Origin of the sequence: Pseudomonas sp. UBA7500, assembly GCF_002478435.1 — a bacterium.
Taxonomy (GTDB): domain Bacteria; phylum Pseudomonadota; class Gammaproteobacteria; order Pseudomonadales; family Pseudomonadaceae; genus Aquipseudomonas; species Aquipseudomonas palmensis.
Genome location: NZ_DLNW01000010.1, coordinates 20,493 through 37,492 on the forward strand (window position 1 = coordinate 20,493; position 17,000 = coordinate 37,492).

Consider the following 17,000-nt stretch of genomic DNA (forward strand, 5'->3'; position numbering starts at 1 on the left):
GCCCTGCACGACCTCAACCAGGCCCTCACCTGCGATCGCCTGGCCGTGCTCGAGCGCGGCCGCCTGGTGGATGTCGGCCCGCCGTTGCAGGTGCTGACCCCGCAACGCCTGCAGGCCACCTTCGGGGTGCAGGCGCACTACCTGACCGACCCCTTCGACGGCGCGCAGATCCTGCGCGTTCGTTCCCCTTGACCTGAAATGGATAGCCCGCCCATGCGCCTTGCCGCCTTGCCCCTGCTGCTCGCCAGCGCCCTGCTCGCCCCTTCGGTATCGGCCGAGGTGCACGAAGTGAAAATGCTCAACCGTGGTGCGACCGGCAGCATGGTGTACGAGCCGGACTACCTGCGCATCGCCCCCGGCGATTCGGTGAAGTTCATCGCCACCCAGAGCGGGCACAATGCCGCCTCGCTGCCCGGCCTGCTGCCCGAAGGCGCCGAGGCGTTCAAGGGCAGGATCAACCAGCAAATCGAGCAGACCTTCAATGTGCCGGGCCTGTACGGCATCCAGTGCATCCCGCACCTGTCGATGGGCATGGTGATGCTGATCCAGGTCGGTGAGCCCGCCGCCACGCCACCAAGCCTGCCGAGCACCTTGCCCAGGCGTGCAGCAGATCGTCTTGCCGCCCTGCTGCAACGCGAGGCCGCACAATGATCGCACTGCGCACCCGTTCGGCCCTGCTGCTGGCATTGGCCGGGCCGGCGCCCCTGGTGCTGGCCGAATCGGCCCAGGAGCAGGCCAACGGCCTTATCGAAGACAGCACCTGGAGCCTGCTCAACCGCAGCGTGTACGACAACCGCGAATACCGCCACGGCGCGCGCAACAGCGGCGCACGCAATGCCTACAAGCCCCGTGCCGAGCGCAACGGTTATGCCGAGGAATGGGCCTATGGCCTGATGGGCACGTTGCAGTCGGGCTTCACCCAGGGCCTGATCGGCGTGGGCGTGGATGCCCATGCCTACCTCGGCGTGCAACTGGACAGCGGCGGCGGACGCGCCGGCAAGGCGCGCCTGCTGGGGCTGGACAACCACGGCCACCCCAAGAACGAATTCAGCCGCGGCGGCGCGGCGGTCAAGCTTCGGGCCTCCTCCACCGTGCTGTCGTATGGCGAACAGCGGGTCAAGACCCCGGTGTTCAGCTCGTCCGACAGCCGCCTGCTGCCCGAAACCGCCACCGGGGTGCTGGTCACCAGCAACGAGTTCGAAGGGGTGAAACTGGTAGGCGGGCACTTCACCGAGAGCACCGACCGCAACGCCAGCAGCCATGACCAGGGGTTCGTGGTGAACTACTCCAACGCAGCAAAGGGCGATGCCTTCGACCTGGCCGGGGTGGTCTACAGCGCAAGCCCGAGCCTCAGCGCCAGCCTGTACACCTCGCGCTACGAAGATACCTGGAACCAGCACTACCTGGGCGGCACCTTCAGCCATGCACTGGACGCCAACCGCTCGCTCACCTTCAACCTCAACCTTTACCGCACCACCGACACCGGCAAGGCGTTGTCCGGGCAGATCGACAACACCACCTGGAGCCTGCTCTCGACCTACGCCCAGGGCCCGCACAGCTTCAGCCTGGGCTACCAGAAGGTCGATGGCGACACACCGTTCGACTATGTGACCCGTGGCGCGATCTTCATCAGCAACGCCGTGCAATTGTCGGACTTCAACGCCCCCAACGAGCAGTCGTGGCAGGCCCGCTACGACCTGGCGATGACCCCGTGGGGCCTGCCCGGGCTGGTGCTGAGTGCGGCGTATGTGCGCGGCAGCCGCATCGATGGCAGCCACGTCGACCCGCGTGGCGGCTATGCGTACCTGGGCTACGGCGAAGGCGGCAAGCACTGGGAGCGCGACCTGGAGGCGCGCTACGTGGTGCAGGGCGGCGTGGCCAAGGGCACCACCGTGTCGCTGCGGCACAACGTGCACCGGGGCAACACTGCCCAGGCCGAGCTGGATGCCGACCAGATCCGATTGGCGGTGGAATACCCGCTCAACGGGCGCTTCTGAGGTTCAGCCGGCGGGCAGGCGACATTGCATGTGGGTGGTCTGCCACACCGGGTCGGCTTCCACATCGATGATCTCGAAGCCATGTTTTTGCCAGAAACCAATGGCGCCTGGCAGAAACGGATGGGTGTGCAGGTACAGCACCTGCACCTGGTCCTGCAGCGCCAGCTCACGCAACGCGCGGTACAACTCACCGGCCAGCCCGCTGCGGCGATAGGCCGGCAACACGAACAGGCGCACCACTTCCACCACCTTCTGCCCACGGTAGTCGAGCTGGCGGAAGCGGTGGTCGTAAGGCAGGTAGCCGATGGCCGCGACGATCTGGCCATTGCAGCGGGCCAGCAGGAAACGCCCCGCGCCGTGCAGGTAGACCTGTTCGAACTGCTGCAGGTCTGCCGGCATCCCGGTGGCGGCGAGCTTGGGGAACAGCGCGGCGCGGGCCTGCATCACGAATGCTACGGCAGCCTGCCTGTCGTCGGCGCCGGCCTGGTGCAGCGTGATCGGCTCAGGGCGCATAGCGCAGCGGCAGGCGGGTGGAGTACTTGATCTGCTCCATGGAGAAGCTGGAGCTGATGTCGGACAGGCCCGGAATGCGGATCAACTGCTTGTACACCGCGTCGTAGGCGGCCACGTCCGGCACCACCACGCGCAGCAGGTAGTCGGTGTCGCCGGCCATGCGGTACACCTCCAGCACTTCGTCGATACCGGCCACGGCGGCATGAAAGCCGGCCAGCCAGTCGGCGTTGTGCTGGGTGGTCTTGATCGAGACGAACACCACCACGCCGACATTGAGCTTCTTGCCGTCGAGCAGGGCCACGCGGCCGCGGATGATGCCGGCCTCTTCGAGCTTCTGGATGCGCCGCCAGCAGGCGGTGGTGCCCAGGCCGATCTGCTCGGCGATATCGCCCACCGCGCGGGTGCAGTCGGTTTGCAGAAGGTCGAGTATTGCCCGGTCCAGCTTGTCCATGCAGAAGCCTTTTGGTGGGGAGAGGCGTCGGGCATTTTCCATCAGGTGGGCGGGGTGTGTCACGGGGCAGGCAGCAGTGCGGTGACGGTGGCGGCCCCTTGCAGGAGCTGGCCTTGCCAGCGAAGGGGCCGGGGAACCGTCAGACACGAAACCCCGGGCCTGTAAAAACGTTACCGCATGCAAACGCCTACAGCGTCGCCACACTGCTCACGATGCGCAGCGAAAGGCCCTCATAGCCATCCAGATTGATGGTCATCTCCCCCGCTTCGCTCAGCTCGCCCTCCAGCCGTTCGTTGATCATGTCCACCACCGCGCCGGGGCTTACATCCGGCAGATGCAGGGTTTCGCTCAGTGGCTCGGCACCGAAGTTGAGTGCGGTGATCTGGATGCCCTTGCCTGCCGGCAGCTCGTGCACCATCAGCAGCAAGGCCGGGTTGGCCACCTCGGGGATCAGGATCTGCCGGCTCGCCGCAATCGCATAGGCCTGGCGCACAGCGAGCATGCGTTTCAGGCTGCTGGCAAAACTGTCGGGCTGCTGCAACTGGCTGGCCAGGCTGCCATACAGCGAACGCGCACGCGGCAGGCCCTCGGCCGAGAGCTGCGCCTCCACGTCCAGGTCGGCCAGGTCATAGGCGCCGCGATGAATCCAGCGGGTGTCGCCGTCACCCATCAGCCCCTCCACCTGCTCGGGCTCCAGCGGCAAGGCGCCGACCAGGTCCCAGCCCGACAGCGCAAACACCCCCGGCTGCATGGCGTTGTACATGGCCAGCAGCAGGTGCACCTTCTGGATCAGCGCCAGCTGCTCGGCGTCGATGCTGCCCAGGTCGCGAATGCCCAGCGCGGCAGTGATGATGCTGACCGTGGTGCACGACACGCCATTGGTCACGAACTTGAGGTTGTACGGTGCGTGCTCGCCCGCCAGGCCCTCGTACATCTCGCTGCGGATATGCTCGCGCAGGATATTGCCGGGGAAGGTCTGGCCCTTGTACAGGTAGCTGTCGTTGGCGTGCAGGGTCCAGAAGTGCACCAGCTCCAGGGTCAGTTCATCGTGGTTCTGCAGGGCATGGATCAACGAGGCCGGGTCGATCTTGAACGCATGCATCTGGTGCAGCATCAGGCGCAAAAACTCGGTGTCGCCGGTCAGCAGCGCGTGCTGGTAGGCCGGGCGCGTGACGAAGTCGTAGGACAGGTCGGCGCCGCCGTGGGACATGTTGGCGATGTCGTCCAGGGTCAGGTTCAGTTCCTGGAAGCTGAAACCGCCGGCCTTGCGGATCATGCCGCCCAGCAACTGGTTGCCGGTGACCGACAGCGGGTGGCTCTCCGACCAGGCCGGCCCTTCGGCGCGCCGCTCCACGCCGAGAAAGCCATTGGCATCCAGACGCAGGCCACGGGCGCCGAGCACGTCGATGGCGTGCAGGGCGTCGCCGATGATCAGCTGCTGCGCGGCAAAGCTTGGGTCCAGCCAGTTCAGCGATGGCTGGCCCTCCTTGAAGTAGTGCAGGTACACCCAGCGTCGCAGCTTGCCGTCGACCCCGAGTACCGGCGGCGTGGCGCTCCAGTCGGTTTCCTTGATGCCGGGTTCGAAGAAGATCACCCGCTGCAACTGGCCAACGATGTAGTGGCGGGCCTTGAGCTCGTCGCACATGGCCGGCGTGAGGTTGGCCGCATCGCGCCCGGCCGGCACCTCGGGCAGCAGGCCCCAGTCGGCTTCGCGGATCTCGATCATGTGGTACAGCCCGGGATAGTCGCCGTAGGCCATCTCGGCCAGGCGAAAATCGGCGCCCTTGCCGGTGTGCGCCGGGATCGAGTCGTCGATGGTCACCGCGTTGTGCGCCGAGGCCACCTTGCTCAGGTGCACCAGCTCGGCCTCGCTGCCGTAGCGCGGGTCGATGTCGAAGCTGATGCGGTCGAAGTTGCCGTCCACGCTGGGGGTGAACTCGCGCTGGGTGATGCCGCCCGAGCGCTTCAACGGCCCGGTGTGCACGCCCTGGATGCCCAGCTCCGACAGCGCCTGCCACAGCTGCTCATGGGCCAGCGCCTGCAACACCGAACCGCCCTCCTCGACGATGATCGAGGCCGGGTACACCGTCAGCCACACCGAGGCGATGGCACTGGCGTCGCGGGCGCGGGCCTCGGCGTAAGGGTGCAGCCACATGCGCGCCTGCCCTGCATACAGCCGGGCGCGGTCGCGGGCGGCTTGCAGCATGGACTGGCCTTGCAGCCATTCGATGGTGTCCTGGCCTCGCTGGGTCATACGCTTGCTCCTTCGACGGGGGGCGTGGGGTCGTGCCCTCAAGGTGTGAGTGGGTTTGACTGCAATCGTTCGCATTTTTTGCTGCGACCAGCGGGCAGATGTGGCAGAGCTCCGCCGCACGGCGCGCCTACCCCGGCCCACACGCCCTCAAACCCACCCCTCCAGCCGCAACGTCGCGCGTACCAGCCGCTGCTCCTCCTCCTCGATCTCCTTGAGGTTCGCGCAGATGCCCTGGATATGCGCAATCGCCGCCTTGCGCGCCTGCTCCGGCATTCGCCCGGTCACGGCGTTGTACAGCCGCGCATGCTGGCGGTCGATCTGGCGCTTCTGCACATCGCGGTGGTACAGGTTGTTCACCGAGGCGAACACCGAGTTCAACAGCAGGTCGGTCAGCGAGCGCAGCGTCTGCACCAGCACCGGGTTGTGCGAGGCCTCGCAGATCGCCAGGTGAAACGCATGGTCCAGGTGCGCATGCTCCGAGGCCGTCAGTGGCTGCTCATGGGCCGCCAGCAACGCCTCGTAGCTGCGCCGTATGAGCACGAAGTCCGCCTCGGTGCCGCGCAGCGCCGCCAGGCGTGCCGACTCCCCTTCCAGCAGGCTGCGCACCTCGAACAGGTCGTACAGGGTGCGCGGCTGCGAACTGAACAGGTGCATCAATGCCGAGGTGCTGCCCTGCCCCGACAACTGCGCGACATATGAACCCTTGCCATGCGCAGTCTCGATGATGCCTTTGGCGCGCAGCAGCTTGAGCCCTTCGCGCAGGGCCGTGCGCGACACGCCGAGCTTTTCGGTCAGGCGCCGCTCCGACGGCAGCGCCTGGCCGACCTTGAGCACGCCATCGACGATCAGCCGCTCGATGCGCTCGCACACCACGTCTGCCACCTGCATTGAAAGCGGTTCGCCCATCGTTCCTCCAACTGGTATGACCAGACACCGTGGGCTTTATTACCCTTGCCAGATCAATACATAACTAACTGTATTTATTGAATATTCATGAAAAAGCCGGAAAAACCGCAGCAACAAACTGGTTCGACCAGTGATTTGAGCGATAGACACTAAGCCGCCGCCGGCCAATGATGCAAGTGAGCCGTGTTCCATCGAGCTTCCATAACAACAAGACAAGGGTCGTTAGCCTGCCCATGAATATTCTCTACGACGAACGCGTCGATGGTGCGCTGCACAGCGTCGACCGGGCCGAGTTCCTGCACACCCTGCAGAGCCGCCTGCCCGACCTGGATATCCTGCACGCCGCCGAAGACCTCAAGCCCTACGAGTGCGACGGCCTCTCGGCCTACCGCACCACGCCGATGCTGGTGGTGCTGCCGCGCCATCTGGAAGAGGTGCAGAGCGTGTTGCGCCTGTGCCACGAGCGCAAGGTGCCGGTGGTGGCACGTGGCGCCGGCACAGGTTTGTCCGGCGGCGCGCTGCCGCTGGAAAAGGGCGTGCTGCTGGTAATGGCGCGCTTCAACAAGATTCTTGAAATCGACCCGGCCGGGCGCTTTGCCCGCGTGCAGCCCGGCGTACGCAACCTGGCGATTTCCCAGGCTGCCGCGCCGCATGGGCTGTACTACGCACCCGACCCCTCCTCGCAGATCGCCTGCTCGATCGGCGGCAACGTCGCCGAGAACGCCGGTGGCGTGCACTGCCTCAAGTACGGCCTGACCGTGCACAACGTGCTCAAGGTCGAGATGCTCAGCGTCGAGGGCGAACGCATGACCCTGGGCAGTGATGCCCTGGACGCCCCCGGCTTCGACCTGCTGGCGCTGTTCACAGGTTCCGAGGGCATGCTCGGCATCATCACCGAAGTCACCGTCAAGCTGCTGCCCAAGCCGCAGGTGGCCAAGGTGCTGCTGGCCGCCTTCGACTCGGTGGAAAAGGCCGGCCGCGCCGTGGGCGACATCATCGCCGCCGGCATCATCCCCGGCGGCCTGGAGATGATGGACAACCTGGCGATTCGCGCCGCCGAAGACTTCATCCACGCCGGCTACCCGGTAGAGGCCGAGGCCATCCTGCTGTGTGAACTGGACGGCGTCGAGGCCGACGTGCACGACGACTGCGAGCGCGTGCGCGTGCTGCTCGAACAGGCCGGTGCCACCGAAGTGCGCCTGGCCCGCGACGAAGCCGAGCGCGTGCGCTTCTGGGCCGGGCGCAAGAACGCCTTCCCCGCCGTGGGCAGGCTGTCGCCCGACTACTACTGCATGGACGGCACCATACCCCGGCGCGAACTGCCCCACGTGCTGGGGGCCATCGCCGACCTCTCGGCCGAGTACAACCTGCGCGTGGCCAACGTGTTCCATGCCGGCGACGGCAACATGCACCCGCTGATCCTGTTCGATGCCAACACCCCCGGCGAGCTGGAACGCGCCGAGGCGTTCGGCGGCAAGATCCTCGAGCTGTGCGTGAAGGTCGGCGGCAGCATCACCGGCGAGCACGGCGTAGGCCGCGAGAAGATCAACCAGATGTGCGCCCAGTTCAACAGCGACGAGCTGAGCCTGTTCCATGCGGTAAAGGCTGCGTTCGACCCGCTGGGCCTGCTCAACCCGGGCAAGAACATCCCCACCCTGCACCGCTGCGCCGAATTCGGCGCCATGCACGTGCACCACGGCCAACTGCCCTTCCCGGACCTGGAGCGCTTCTGATGAGCACCGTACTGTTCGACCCGGCACACGGCAGCGACCGCAGCGCCGACCTGCAGGCCCGCGTGCAGCAGGCCATCGCCGAGCGCACCCCGCTGTTCATCCGCGGCGGTGCCAGCAAGACCTTCTACGGGCGCCCCGTCGACGCCCAGCCACTGGACCTCGCCGGGCACACCGGCATCGTCTCCTACGACCCCACCGAACTGGTGATCACCGCCCGCGCCGGCACGCCCCTGCGCGAGCTGCAGGCCGCGCTGGAGCGTGGCGGGCAGATGCTTGCCTGCGAAGTGCCGTGCTTTGGCGACAACGCCACGGTCGGCGGCATGCTCGCTGCCGGCCTGTCGGGCCCGCGTCGCCCATGGGCGGGTTCGGTACGCGACTTCGTACTGGGCACGCGCATGATCAGCGGCCTGGGCACGCACCTGCGCTTTGGCGGCGAGGTGATGAAGAACGTCGCCGGCTACGACCTGTCGCGCCTGCTGGCTGGCAGCCTGGGGTGCCTGGGGGTGATCACCGAAGCCTCGTTCAAGGTGCTGCCCAAGTACCGCTGCCGGGTCAGCCTGCGCCAGGCCATGCCGCTGCAGATGGCCCTGGACAAGCTCGGCGAATGGGGCCAGCAGCCGATCCCGCTGACCGCCGCCAGCCATGACGGCAGCATCCTGTACCTGCGCCTGGAAGGCAACGAGGGTTCGGTACGCGCCGCCGCTGAACGCCTGGGCGGCGATGCGCTGGATGACAGCTACTGGGACGACCTGCGCGAACAGCGCCTGGCGTTCTTCGACGACCCGCGCCCGCTGTGGCGCCTGTCGGTGCCGGCACTGACGGCGCCGCTGGCGATCGAGGGCGAGCAACTCGTCGACTGGGGCGGCGCGCAACGCTGGCTCAAGAGCAGCGCCGATGCCGACAGCATCCGCCAGCTCGCCGCCGCCGCCAACGGGCACGCCACCTGCTTCACCCCGGGCGTGGTGGACAGCCCGTTCCAGCCGCTGGCCGCACCGATCCTGCGGTTTCACCAGACGCTCAAGCGCAACCTGGACCCTCAGGGCATCTTCAACCCCGGCCGCCAGTACGCCGACGTCTGACCCAGGAGCCACCATGCAGACCAACCTGAGCGAAGCGGCCAAGCGCCTGCCCCACGCCGACGAAGCCGAACGCATCCTGCGCAGTTGCGTGCACTGCGGCTTCTGCAATGCCACCTGCCCCACCTACCAGGAACTGGGCGACGAGCTGGACGGCCCGCGCGGACGCATCTACCTGATCAAGCAATTCCTCGAGCAGGACACCGTCAGCGAGAAGACCCAGCAGCACCTGGACCGCTGCCTGACCTGCCGCAACTGCGAAACCACCTGCCCGTCGGGGGTGGAGTACCACAAGCTGCTGGACATCGGTCGCGACGCCATCGAGGCCCGTGTGCCCCGCCCGCTGGGCCAGCGCCTGCTGCGCAGCGGCCTGCGCGCCGTGGTGCCGCGCCCGGCCCTGTTCCAGGCGCTGGTGAGTACCGGCGAGCTGCTGCGCCCAGTGCTGCCCGAGGCATTCAGGACCCACCTGCCACGCAGCGTGGCACCGGCCCGGCAACGCCCCCAGGCCACCCATGCACGGCGCGTGCTGATGCTCGAAGGCTGCGTGCAGCGCAGCCTGTCGCCCAACACCAACGCCGCCACCGCGCGCGTGCTCGACCGCCTGGGCATCAGCATCACGCCGATTGCCCAGGCCGGCTGCTGCGGCGCGGTGGACTATCACCTCAACGCGCAGGACACCGGGCTTGAACGTGCGCGGCGCAACATCGATGCCTGGTGGCCAGCCGTGGAAGCCGGCGCCGAAGCCATCGTGCAGACCGCCAGCGGCTGCGGCGCCTTCGTCAAGGAATACGCCTACCTGCTGCGCGACGACCCGGCCTACGCGGCCAAGGCCGAGCGCATCAGCGCCCTGGCGCGGGACATCGTCGAAGTGATCCGCGCCGAACCGCTGGAGCGCTTCGAGGCGTGCTGCGACCAGACCCTGGCCTTCCACTGCCCGTGTACCCTGCAGCACGCACAAAAACTTGGCGGCGCAGTTGAAGCCGTACTCAAACGCCTGGGCTTCAACCTTACCGAGGTACCCGACAGCCACCTGTGCTGCGGTTCGGCCGGCACCTATTCGCTGACCCAGCCGGTGCTGTCCAGGCAACTGCGCGACAACAAGCTCGATGCGCTGGAAAGTGGCCACCCCGACGTGATCGCCACGGCCAACATCGGCTGCCAGACCCACCTCGACGGTGCCGGGCGAACCCCCGTGCGGCACTGGATCGAACTCGTTGACCAAGCCCTCAACCCAGGAGCCTGATTTCATGCAAAGCAAACCCGTAATGACCCTGAGCGACGTGCAGCAGATTCTCGCCGCCGCCCGTGCCGAGGCCCAGGCCAACCAGTGGGCCGTGAGCATTGCCGTGGTCGACGACGGCGGCCACCCGCTGGGCTTCGAGCGCCTGGACGGCTGCGCGCCGGTGAGTGCCTACATCGCCACCGAAAAGGCCCGCAGCGCGGCGCTGGGCCGACGTGAAACCAAGCTGTACGAAGACATGATCAATGGCGGGCGCACGGCGTTCCTGTCGGTGCCGGTGATCAGCGGCACGCTCGAAGGCGGCGTGCCGGTGATCGTCGACGGCCAGGTGGTCGGCGCGGTGGGTGTGTCGGGGGTCAAGTCCGAACAGGACGCCCAGGTGGCCAAGGCCGGCGTTGCCGCCGTTAAAGACTGATCAGGAGCAACCGAACATGAACGACCGTATTCAGCGTCAACGCCTGCAGGTCGCGAGCGCCCTGCAGCACTTCATCGAAACCGAGGCCCTGCCCGGCACCGGTGTGCCGGAGGCCAACTTCTGGCAAGGCTTCGACGCCCTGGTGCACGACCTGGCGCCGAAGAACCGCGCCCTGCTCGCCGAACGCGACCGCCTGCAGGCCGCGCTGGACACCTGGCACCGCGCCCACCCGGGCCCGGTGGCCGACATGCCGGCCTACCGCGCCTTCCTGAGCGAGATCGGCTACCTGGTGCCGGTGCCTGAACAGGTGGCGGTGAGCACCTCCAACGTCGACAGCGAGCTGTGCGAACAGGCCGGCCCGCAGCTGGTGGTGCCGGTGATGAACGCGCGCTATGCGCTCAACGCCGCAAACGCACGCTGGGGCTCGCTGTATGACGCGCTGTATGGCACCGACGCGATCAGCGACGCCGACGGCGCCGAGGCTGGCGAGGGCTACAACCCGCGCCGTGGCCAGAAGGTCATCGCCTTTGCACGCAAGGCCCTGGACCAGGCTGCACCGCTGGCCGGCGGCTCGCACGCCGAGGCCAAGGCCTACCGCATCGAGGACGGGCAACTGCGCGTCGACCTCATCAGCGGCCTGACCACCACACTCAAAGACCCCGCCAAATTCGTCGGTTTCCAGGGTGATGCCGCCCAGCCGAACGCCGTGCTGCTGAAGAACAACGGCCTGCACCTGGAAATCCAGATCGACCCCACCAGCGCCATCGGCCAGACCGATGCGGCCGGGGTCAAGGACGTGCTGGTCGAAGCCGCCCTGAGCACCATCCTCGACTGCGAGGACTCGGTGGCCGCGGTGGATGCCGAAGACAAGACCCTGATCTACCGCAACCTGCTGGGCCTGATGAAAGGCGACCTGAGCGAAGCGATCAGCAAGGGCGGCAAGACCCGCGTGCGCCGCCTCAACCCGGACCGCGTCTACACCGCGGCCGATGGCGCAACGCTGACCCTGCATGGCCGTTCGCTGCTGTTCGTGCGTAACGTCGGCCACCTGATGACCAACCCGGCGATTCTCGATGGCGATGGCGCCGAGATTCCCGAGGGCATCATGGACGCGGTGCTCACCGGCCTGATCGCCATCCACGACCTGCAGCGGCGCGGCAACTCGCGCAGCGGCAGCGTGTACATCGTCAAGCCGAAGATGCACGGCCCTGCCGAAGTGGCGTTTGCCGCCGAACTGTTCGGGCGTGTCGAAGACCTGCTGGCGCTGCCGCGCAACACCCTGAAGATGGGCATCATGGACGAGGAGCGGCGCACCTCGGTGAACCTCAAGGCGTGCATCGGCGCAGCGCACGAGCGGGTGGTGTTCATCAACACGGGCTTTCTCGACCGTACCGGCGACGAGATGCACAGCGCCATGGAAGCCGGCCCGATGCTGCGCAAGGGCGACATGAAGTCCACGCCGTGGATCACCGCCTACGAGCGCAACAACGTGCTGGTGGGGCTGGCCTGCGGGCTCAAGGGGCGCGCGCAGATCGGCAAGGGCATGTGGGCCATGCCCGACCTGATGGCCGACATGCTGGTGCAGAAGATCGGCCACCCCAAGGCCGGTGCCACCACCGCATGGGTGCCCTCGCCCACGGCCGCCACGCTGCATGCGCTGCACTACCACCAGGTGGACGTGCAAGGGGTGCAGAGCGAATTGCAGCGCATCGACCTGGCCGGCGAGCGTGACAGCCTGCTCAACGACCTGCTGACCATTCCGGTGTCGCCGCGTCCGAACTGGAGCGATGCGGAAAAACTGCAGGAGCTGGAGAACAACTGCCAGGGCATTCTCGGCTACGTGGTGCGCTGGGTGGAGCAAGGGGTCGGGTGCTCCAAGGTGCCGGACATCCACAACGTCGGCCTGATGGAAGACCGTGCGACCTTGCGTATATCCAGCCAGCACATTGCCAACTGGCTGCTGCATGGCACGGTGAGCGAGGCCAAGGTACGCGAGGTGCTCGAACGCATGGCGGTGGTGGTCGACCGGCAGAATGCCGGGGATGCGGCATACCGCCCGATGGCGCCGGACTTCGCCACCTCGATGGCGTTCCAGGCCGCCAGCGACCTGGTGTTCAAGGGGCGTGAGCAGCCGAGCGGGTATACCGAGCCGCTGCTGCATGCGTGGCGCTTGAGGTTCAAGGCGGCGAACTGACGGGCCTCTTCGCCCGCAAGGCTGGCTCCTGCAGGAACCCGCCTTGCTGGCGAAGGCCCCGGCAACTACACGATGGGCAACCCATTGTTGACCACTTCCCGCGTATACGACGCCAGCTGCTTGGCATCCATGCTGGCCACCAGGTCGGCCTCGATGGGCCGGTGCGCCACGATACTCACATCGGTGCAGCCCAGGGCGTTGTGGCGAATCCGGCGCACCGCCGGGCTGATGGTCACGGGGATGATGCCGATGCCCATTTCCTTGGCGATGCGAAATGCACCGGTCTTGAACGGCAGCACGCCCTGCCCGGTGTTGCGCGTGCCCTCGGGGAAGATCCAGAGCGATGTCTTGCTGTCGGCCACGCGGGTGGCGATGCGCCGCAGGCTGGTGATCGACGCGCGCGGGTTGCTGCGGTCGATGAACAGGCTGCCGGTCAGCCAGTACAGCTGCCCGGCCAACGGCAGCCAGCGCAACGACTGCTTGCCCACGATCACCGTGCCTGGGCGCAGCGCCTGGGCCACGACAAATGCATCGTGGTTGCTCTGGTGGTTGGCCACATAGATGTAGGAGCGGTCGGGCGCGATGGCGTCGAAACCACCGACCTCGACGCGCACGCCAAAGATCCAGTTGATGGCCCTGTAGACCTTGCAGGCCAGGTAGAGGTTGTCCTGCTTGCGCGGATTGAGCAACAGCACCAGGCACAGGAACGGAAACGTCACCACCACGAACAGCACGACCAACAGCCAACGCACACACGCAATCATTGCTTTACCACCTTCCCTCGACATGTTCACCCGTCACGCTGCCAGTTGCAGTGCGCGGGTCGTCTGGTCATCGATTTCGATCCAGAAGGCCAGCACCGGCTTGTCGTCAATCATCTGCGGACGCGCGATTCTTCGCGTGGTCACGCCCATGCGCTTGAGCAACCGCTCGTTACCCATTGCAGTAAAGGCAATCAGCCTGCGCGCCCCCTGGGCACGCGCCACATCGATCACCTTGCCGACCATCGCCACGGTATTCTGCCAAGCCTGTTCAGCCGACAGGTATTGGCCTTTGGGCGAACTCATGGCGAAGCGCGAGAGCTCCCATATGTCCTGCTGATAGGGGAGCGGCGCATCGCCAACCAGGTGCGGAAACACTTCTGCCAGCAGGTACGGGCGATGGGTGGGGATCAGGCGGGCACAACCGAAAATATTCTGTTGCTTGTCGCATGCCAGCACATACAGCGTGTCGGGGCGGTCGAACTCATCCCACTCCTGGCCCTCGGGACACTGCAATGGCCAGCCCAGCTCCCTTACAAACACCTGGTAGCGGTACTCGGCCAGTGCGCTCGCCATGGTGCGCGGAAAGTCTTTGATGGTCCCGGTTACAGCAGTGAACATGAAAACGCCCCAACTCAAAGAGCTGGGAGTACAACAAACCCTCCGGAGCCTATATAGCTGCCCGAAAGGGCAGGTTTGTTCGTAGGAAAAACCTGAAATGCCAGCGCACTGATGGCCATTTGCTACAGAAGTTTTCCGCGAAAACTGTACCGTACGGTATAATTCCGGCCTGTTTGCACTCTCCATTGGCCGAGCACATTCCACCCATGAAAGGCACATTGCGTGAATGACTGGCGCGAGCACTTCATTGCCGTGGTGACGGGGTGCCGCAACGAAGGCGAGCTGTTCAGCGAGCTGACCCGACTTACCCGCGAGCTGGACTTCGAGTTCTGTTCCTATGGGCTGAAGAATCCGCTGCCGATCGCCGCCCCGCAGTTCATCCTGCGCTCCAACTACCCCAGCGCCTGGGAAGCCAGGTACGTGGCCGAGGACTATTTTTCCTGCGACCCGACGGTGGCCCACGGGCTGACCCGCACCACGCCCCTGCAGTGGGCCGCCGCGCAACAGCAGCACCAGCAGGCATTCTGGGAAGAGGCGCGGCACTACAGCCTGGACCACGGCTGGTGCCTGTCGGTGCAGGGCGACTACGGCACCATCGGCCTGCTGTCCCTGTCCCGCCCGGATGACCCGATCTCCACACTTGAACTGGACGCCAAGGAAGCCAAGCTCATCTGGCTGTCGCAACTGGCGCACAGTGCCATGACCGGCTTCTTTGCCCAGACCCACCTGCCCGAGGCCCAGAAGACCCTGACCGCACGGGAGAAAGAAGTGCTCAAATGGACCGCCGTGGGCAAGACCTACAGCGAGATCAGCATCATCCTCACCATCGACAGCCGCACGGTGAAGTTCCACCTGGTCAACGCCATGCGCAAGCTGCAGGCCAGCAACAAGGCCGAGGCGACGGTGAAGGCGATTCTGCTGGGGATGCTTTTCTAGGCCAGGGCTGCATCAATAGCTGAAAATTCCCGACACAGCGACTAAGGTAGGCACAGATCGGTGCCCGCCCCTGGCCCGAGACAACAAGATGACGGTGAGCCGCCCCTGCGCGCGCCACGGTCGACGGGAGCCCAGCATGCAGCATACCCAGACCAGCCCGAGCGATCTTGCGGCCTTCGTCGACGATCACTTCCCCGAGCGCGGCATCCGCCCCGACCCTGTCATTGCGCAGTCCTGGTACCGCAGCGTGGTCGAGCATCGCCTCGACCCCGGCGCCGCCGGGCGTACCCATGTGCTGGGCGCCGACGCCATCCGCCAGCATCAACAGCAGCACCAGCAATACCTGGCCATCGCCAGCCAGGGCGTCAGCGGCCTGGCCAGGCGCGTGGTGCCGGCCGGGTTCGCGGTGCTGCTCAGCGACGAACACGGCATCACCCTCGACACCCGCCTGCCCGAAGCCAGCCACATCTATACCCAGGCCGGGCTGGTGGTGGGCGCGCGCTGGGACGAGTCGATTGCCGGCACCAACGGCATCGGCACCACCCTGGCCGCCGCGCAGCCGCTGATCATCCACCGCGAAGAGCACTTTCTGGCCTCCAACTTTCGCCTGAGCTGCTCGGTGGCGCCGATCTTCGACGCCCAGGGCCTGCTGCGCGGCTGCCTGAACGCCACCTGCCTGAACAGCAACGGGCCCAAGGAGGCGCAGTACCTGACCCTGCAACTGGTGATCCTGTATGCGCGGCTGATCGAGAACGCGCACTTTCGCGAGTGCTACCGCGACCGCCTCACCCTGTCGCTCAAGCCCATCGACGACATAGCCGACCTGGCCAACGAGCAGTTGCTGGCGCTGGACGACAACGGCCGCATCATCGGCGCCAACCGCGCCACCTTCGTTGCCCACCAGCGCGATGCGGCGCCGCTGCTGGGTGCGCGCATCGACAGCCTGCTGCCAACCTCGATGGATGAACTGCTGCACCTGACCCAGGGCGGTGCACGCGGCGTGCGCCTGCGCGGGCAGCAGGACGACGCCTTGCTGGATGTGGGCCTGCGCATACCGTCGCAGCGCCACCGCCCTGCCCCGGCCAGACCGCCGGTGCGCAGCAGCCACCCCGACCTGCAGCAGCTGGCCGGCGGCGATGCGCGCCTGCAACAGGCGGTGCAGCGGGTGCGCAAGGTGCTCGACAAGGACCTGCCGATACTGATCACCGGCGAGACCGGCACCGGCAAGGAGGCATTCGCCCGCGCCATCCACCAGGCCAGTGCGCGGCGCGCCGGGCCGTTCATCGCGCTCAATTGCGCGGCGATTCCCGAGACGCTGATCGAGAGCGAGCTGTTCGGCTACCGCGGCGGCAGCTTCACCGGGGCCGACAAGAAGGGCATGAAGGGCAAGCTGGAACTGGCCGCCGGCGGCACGCTGTTTCTGGACGAGATCGGCGACATGCCGGCGCACCTGCAAACCCGTTTGCTGCGGGTGCTGGCCGAGCGCGAGATCTTCCCGATCGGCGCCCAGGCGCCGGTGGCGCTGGACGTGCAGGTGGTGTCGGCGACCCACCAGGACCTGCACGGGATGATTGGCGACAAGCGCTTTCGCGAGGACCTCTACTACCGCCTGGGCGGCATGAGCCTGGCGTTGCCGGCCTTGCGCGAACGCAGTGACCGGGGCGCGTTGATCGAGCAGTTACTGGCGGCGCAGAGCAGCGGCGTGCGGCTGACCGAACAGGCCCGCCAGTGCCTGCATGCCCATGCGTGGCCGGGCAATATTCGTCAGTTGCTCAATGCGTTGCGCTACGCGGTGGCGTTGGCCGAGGACGGGGTGATCGACGTGGATTGCCTGCCGGCGGAAGTGGTGCAGGTGGTGCGCGGCGAGCCGCTGCGCATCGACAGCCAGGACCCGGCCAGCGAG

At 66.5% G+C, this 17,000-nt stretch carries 15 protein-coding genes; 9 read left to right on the forward strand and 6 right to left on the reverse strand.

The window, feature by feature from the left end; all coding sequences use genetic code 11:
- Positions 1–213: 213 nt before the first annotated feature.
- Both B4I46_RS06515 and B4I46_RS06520 read left to right on the forward strand, forming a co-directional pair.
- On the forward strand, positions 214–651 hold the full coding sequence (locus B4I46_RS06515) for a pseudoazurin (RefSeq protein ID WP_058541265.1): 438 nt from the start codon (positions 214–216) through the stop codon (positions 649–651).
- A complete protein-coding gene (locus tag B4I46_RS06520; protein ID WP_058541266.1) occupies positions 648–1,997 on the forward strand; it encodes an OprD family porin in 1,350 nt (449 codons plus the stop codon). The genes B4I46_RS06515 and B4I46_RS06520 overlap by 4 nt, the downstream gene beginning before the upstream one ends.
- A gap of 3 nt (positions 1,998–2,000) precedes the next feature.
- On the opposite strand, the gene B4I46_RS06525 is transcribed toward B4I46_RS06520, so the two are convergent.
- The 4 genes from B4I46_RS06525 to glcC all read right to left on the reverse strand — a co-directional run bounded on the left by B4I46_RS06525 (position 2,001) and on the right by glcC (position 6,121).
- The gene (locus tag B4I46_RS06525) at positions 2,001–2,510 is read right to left on the reverse strand and encodes a GNAT family N-acetyltransferase (RefSeq protein ID WP_043861188.1); all 510 of its coding nucleotides are present in this window, start codon (positions 2,508–2,510) and stop codon (positions 2,001–2,003) included.
- Positions 2,500–2,961: an Lrp/AsnC family transcriptional regulator gene (locus tag B4I46_RS06530; RefSeq protein ID WP_043861187.1), complete on the reverse strand. Its 462-nt coding sequence runs from the start codon at positions 2,959–2,961 to the stop codon at positions 2,500–2,502. The genes B4I46_RS06525 and B4I46_RS06530 overlap by 11 nt, the downstream gene beginning before the upstream one ends.
- A gap of 187 nt (positions 2,962–3,148) precedes the next feature.
- Positions 3,149–5,215, reverse strand: a complete 2,067-nt coding sequence (treS, locus tag B4I46_RS06535; protein WP_043861177.1) for a maltose alpha-D-glucosyltransferase — start codon at positions 5,213–5,215, stop codon at positions 3,149–3,151.
- 147 nt (positions 5,216–5,362) lie between these two features.
- Positions 5,363–6,121, reverse strand: coding sequence for a transcriptional regulator GlcC (gene glcC / locus B4I46_RS06540; RefSeq protein WP_078481750.1), 759 nt, complete (start codon positions 6,119–6,121; stop codon positions 5,363–5,365).
- Positions 6,122–6,354: 233 nt separating this feature from the next.
- Here glcC and glcD point away from each other — a divergent pair, with 233 nt between their 5' ends.
- From glcD to B4I46_RS06565, 5 genes are read left to right on the forward strand one after another with little or no spacing between them, the layout of a single operon-like run.
- Positions 6,355–7,854 (forward strand): glycolate oxidase subunit GlcD, encoded by a 1,500-nt coding sequence (gene glcD, locus B4I46_RS06545; RefSeq protein WP_043861170.1) that lies wholly within the window; start codon positions 6,355–6,357, stop codon positions 7,852–7,854.
- Positions 7,854–8,933, forward strand: a complete 1,080-nt coding sequence (glcE, locus tag B4I46_RS06550) for a glycolate oxidase subunit GlcE (protein ID WP_286899176.1) — start codon at positions 7,854–7,856, stop codon at positions 8,931–8,933. Before glcD ends, glcE begins: the two co-directional genes overlap by 1 nt.
- 13 nt (positions 8,934–8,946) lie before the next feature.
- Positions 8,947–10,173, forward strand: coding sequence for a glycolate oxidase subunit GlcF (gene glcF / locus B4I46_RS06555; protein ID WP_043861168.1), 1,227 nt, complete (start codon positions 8,947–8,949; stop codon positions 10,171–10,173).
- 4 nt (positions 10,174–10,177) lie between these two features.
- Complete coding sequence (locus B4I46_RS06560) at positions 10,178–10,585, forward strand: heme-binding protein (protein ID WP_043861167.1); 408 nt, start codon at positions 10,178–10,180, stop codon at positions 10,583–10,585.
- A 16-nt stretch (positions 10,586–10,601) separates the two neighbouring features.
- On the forward strand, positions 10,602–12,779 hold the full coding sequence (locus tag B4I46_RS06565; protein WP_054915156.1) for a malate synthase G: 2,178 nt from the start codon (positions 10,602–10,604) through the stop codon (positions 12,777–12,779).
- Positions 12,780–12,844: 65 nt separating this feature from the next.
- Here the strand turns inward: B4I46_RS06565 and B4I46_RS06570 are convergent, their stop codons facing one another.
- Both B4I46_RS06570 and B4I46_RS06575 read right to left on the reverse strand, forming a co-directional pair.
- Positions 12,845–13,531: a lysophospholipid acyltransferase family protein gene (locus B4I46_RS06570; RefSeq protein ID WP_210015277.1), complete on the reverse strand. Its 687-nt coding sequence runs from the start codon at positions 13,529–13,531 to the stop codon at positions 12,845–12,847.
- Between the two features lie 45 nt (positions 13,532–13,576).
- Positions 13,577–14,161, reverse strand: coding sequence for an acyl-homoserine-lactone synthase (locus tag B4I46_RS06575; RefSeq protein WP_043861164.1), 585 nt, complete (start codon positions 14,159–14,161; stop codon positions 13,577–13,579).
- 222 nt (positions 14,162–14,383) lie between these two features.
- Between B4I46_RS06575 and B4I46_RS06580 the strand changes: the two genes are divergently transcribed.
- Together B4I46_RS06580 and B4I46_RS06585 are read left to right on the forward strand one after the other, a co-directional pair.
- Positions 14,384–15,097 (forward strand): LuxR family transcriptional regulator, encoded by a 714-nt coding sequence (locus tag B4I46_RS06580; protein WP_123752387.1) that lies wholly within the window; start codon positions 14,384–14,386, stop codon positions 15,095–15,097.
- A 136-nt stretch (positions 15,098–15,233) separates the two neighbouring features.
- A partial coding sequence (locus B4I46_RS06585; protein ID WP_286899186.1) for a sigma-54-dependent Fis family transcriptional regulator occupies positions 15,234–17,000 on the forward strand: 1,767 nt, incomplete at its 3' end.

What these genes read in the sequence shown, in the direction of transcription:
- B4I46_RS06515 (WP_058541265.1), top strand. Translation starts at nt 214, where the DNA reads ATGCGCCTTGCCGCCTTGCCCCTGCTGCTCGCCAGCGCCCTGCTCGCC.
- B4I46_RS06520 (WP_058541266.1), top strand. Translation starts at nt 648, where the DNA reads ATGATCGCACTGCGCACCCGTTCGGCCCTGCTGCTGGCATTGGCCGGG.
- B4I46_RS06525 (WP_043861188.1), bottom strand. Translation starts at nt 2,510, where the DNA reads ATGCGCCCTGAGCCGATCACGCTGCACCAGGCCGGCGCCGACGACAGG.
- B4I46_RS06530 (WP_043861187.1), bottom strand. Translation starts at nt 2,961, where the DNA reads ATGGACAAGCTGGACCGGGCAATACTCGACCTTCTGCAAACCGACTGC.
- treS (WP_043861177.1), bottom strand. Translation starts at nt 5,215, where the DNA reads ATGACCCAGCGAGGCCAGGACACCATCGAATGGCTGCAAGGCCAGTCC.
- glcC (WP_078481750.1), bottom strand. Translation starts at nt 6,121, where the DNA reads ATGGGCGAACCGCTTTCAATGCAGGTGGCAGACGTGGTGTGCGAGCGC.
- glcD (WP_043861170.1), top strand. Translation starts at nt 6,355, where the DNA reads ATGAATATTCTCTACGACGAACGCGTCGATGGTGCGCTGCACAGCGTC.
- glcE (WP_286899176.1), top strand. Translation starts at nt 7,854, where the DNA reads ATGAGCACCGTACTGTTCGACCCGGCACACGGCAGCGACCGCAGCGCC.
- glcF (WP_043861168.1), top strand. Translation starts at nt 8,947, where the DNA reads ATGCAGACCAACCTGAGCGAAGCGGCCAAGCGCCTGCCCCACGCCGAC.
- B4I46_RS06560 (WP_043861167.1), top strand. Translation starts at nt 10,178, where the DNA reads ATGCAAAGCAAACCCGTAATGACCCTGAGCGACGTGCAGCAGATTCTC.
- B4I46_RS06565 (WP_054915156.1), top strand. Translation starts at nt 10,602, where the DNA reads ATGAACGACCGTATTCAGCGTCAACGCCTGCAGGTCGCGAGCGCCCTG.
- B4I46_RS06575 (WP_043861164.1), bottom strand. Translation starts at nt 14,161, where the DNA reads ATGTTCACTGCTGTAACCGGGACCATCAAAGACTTTCCGCGCACCATG.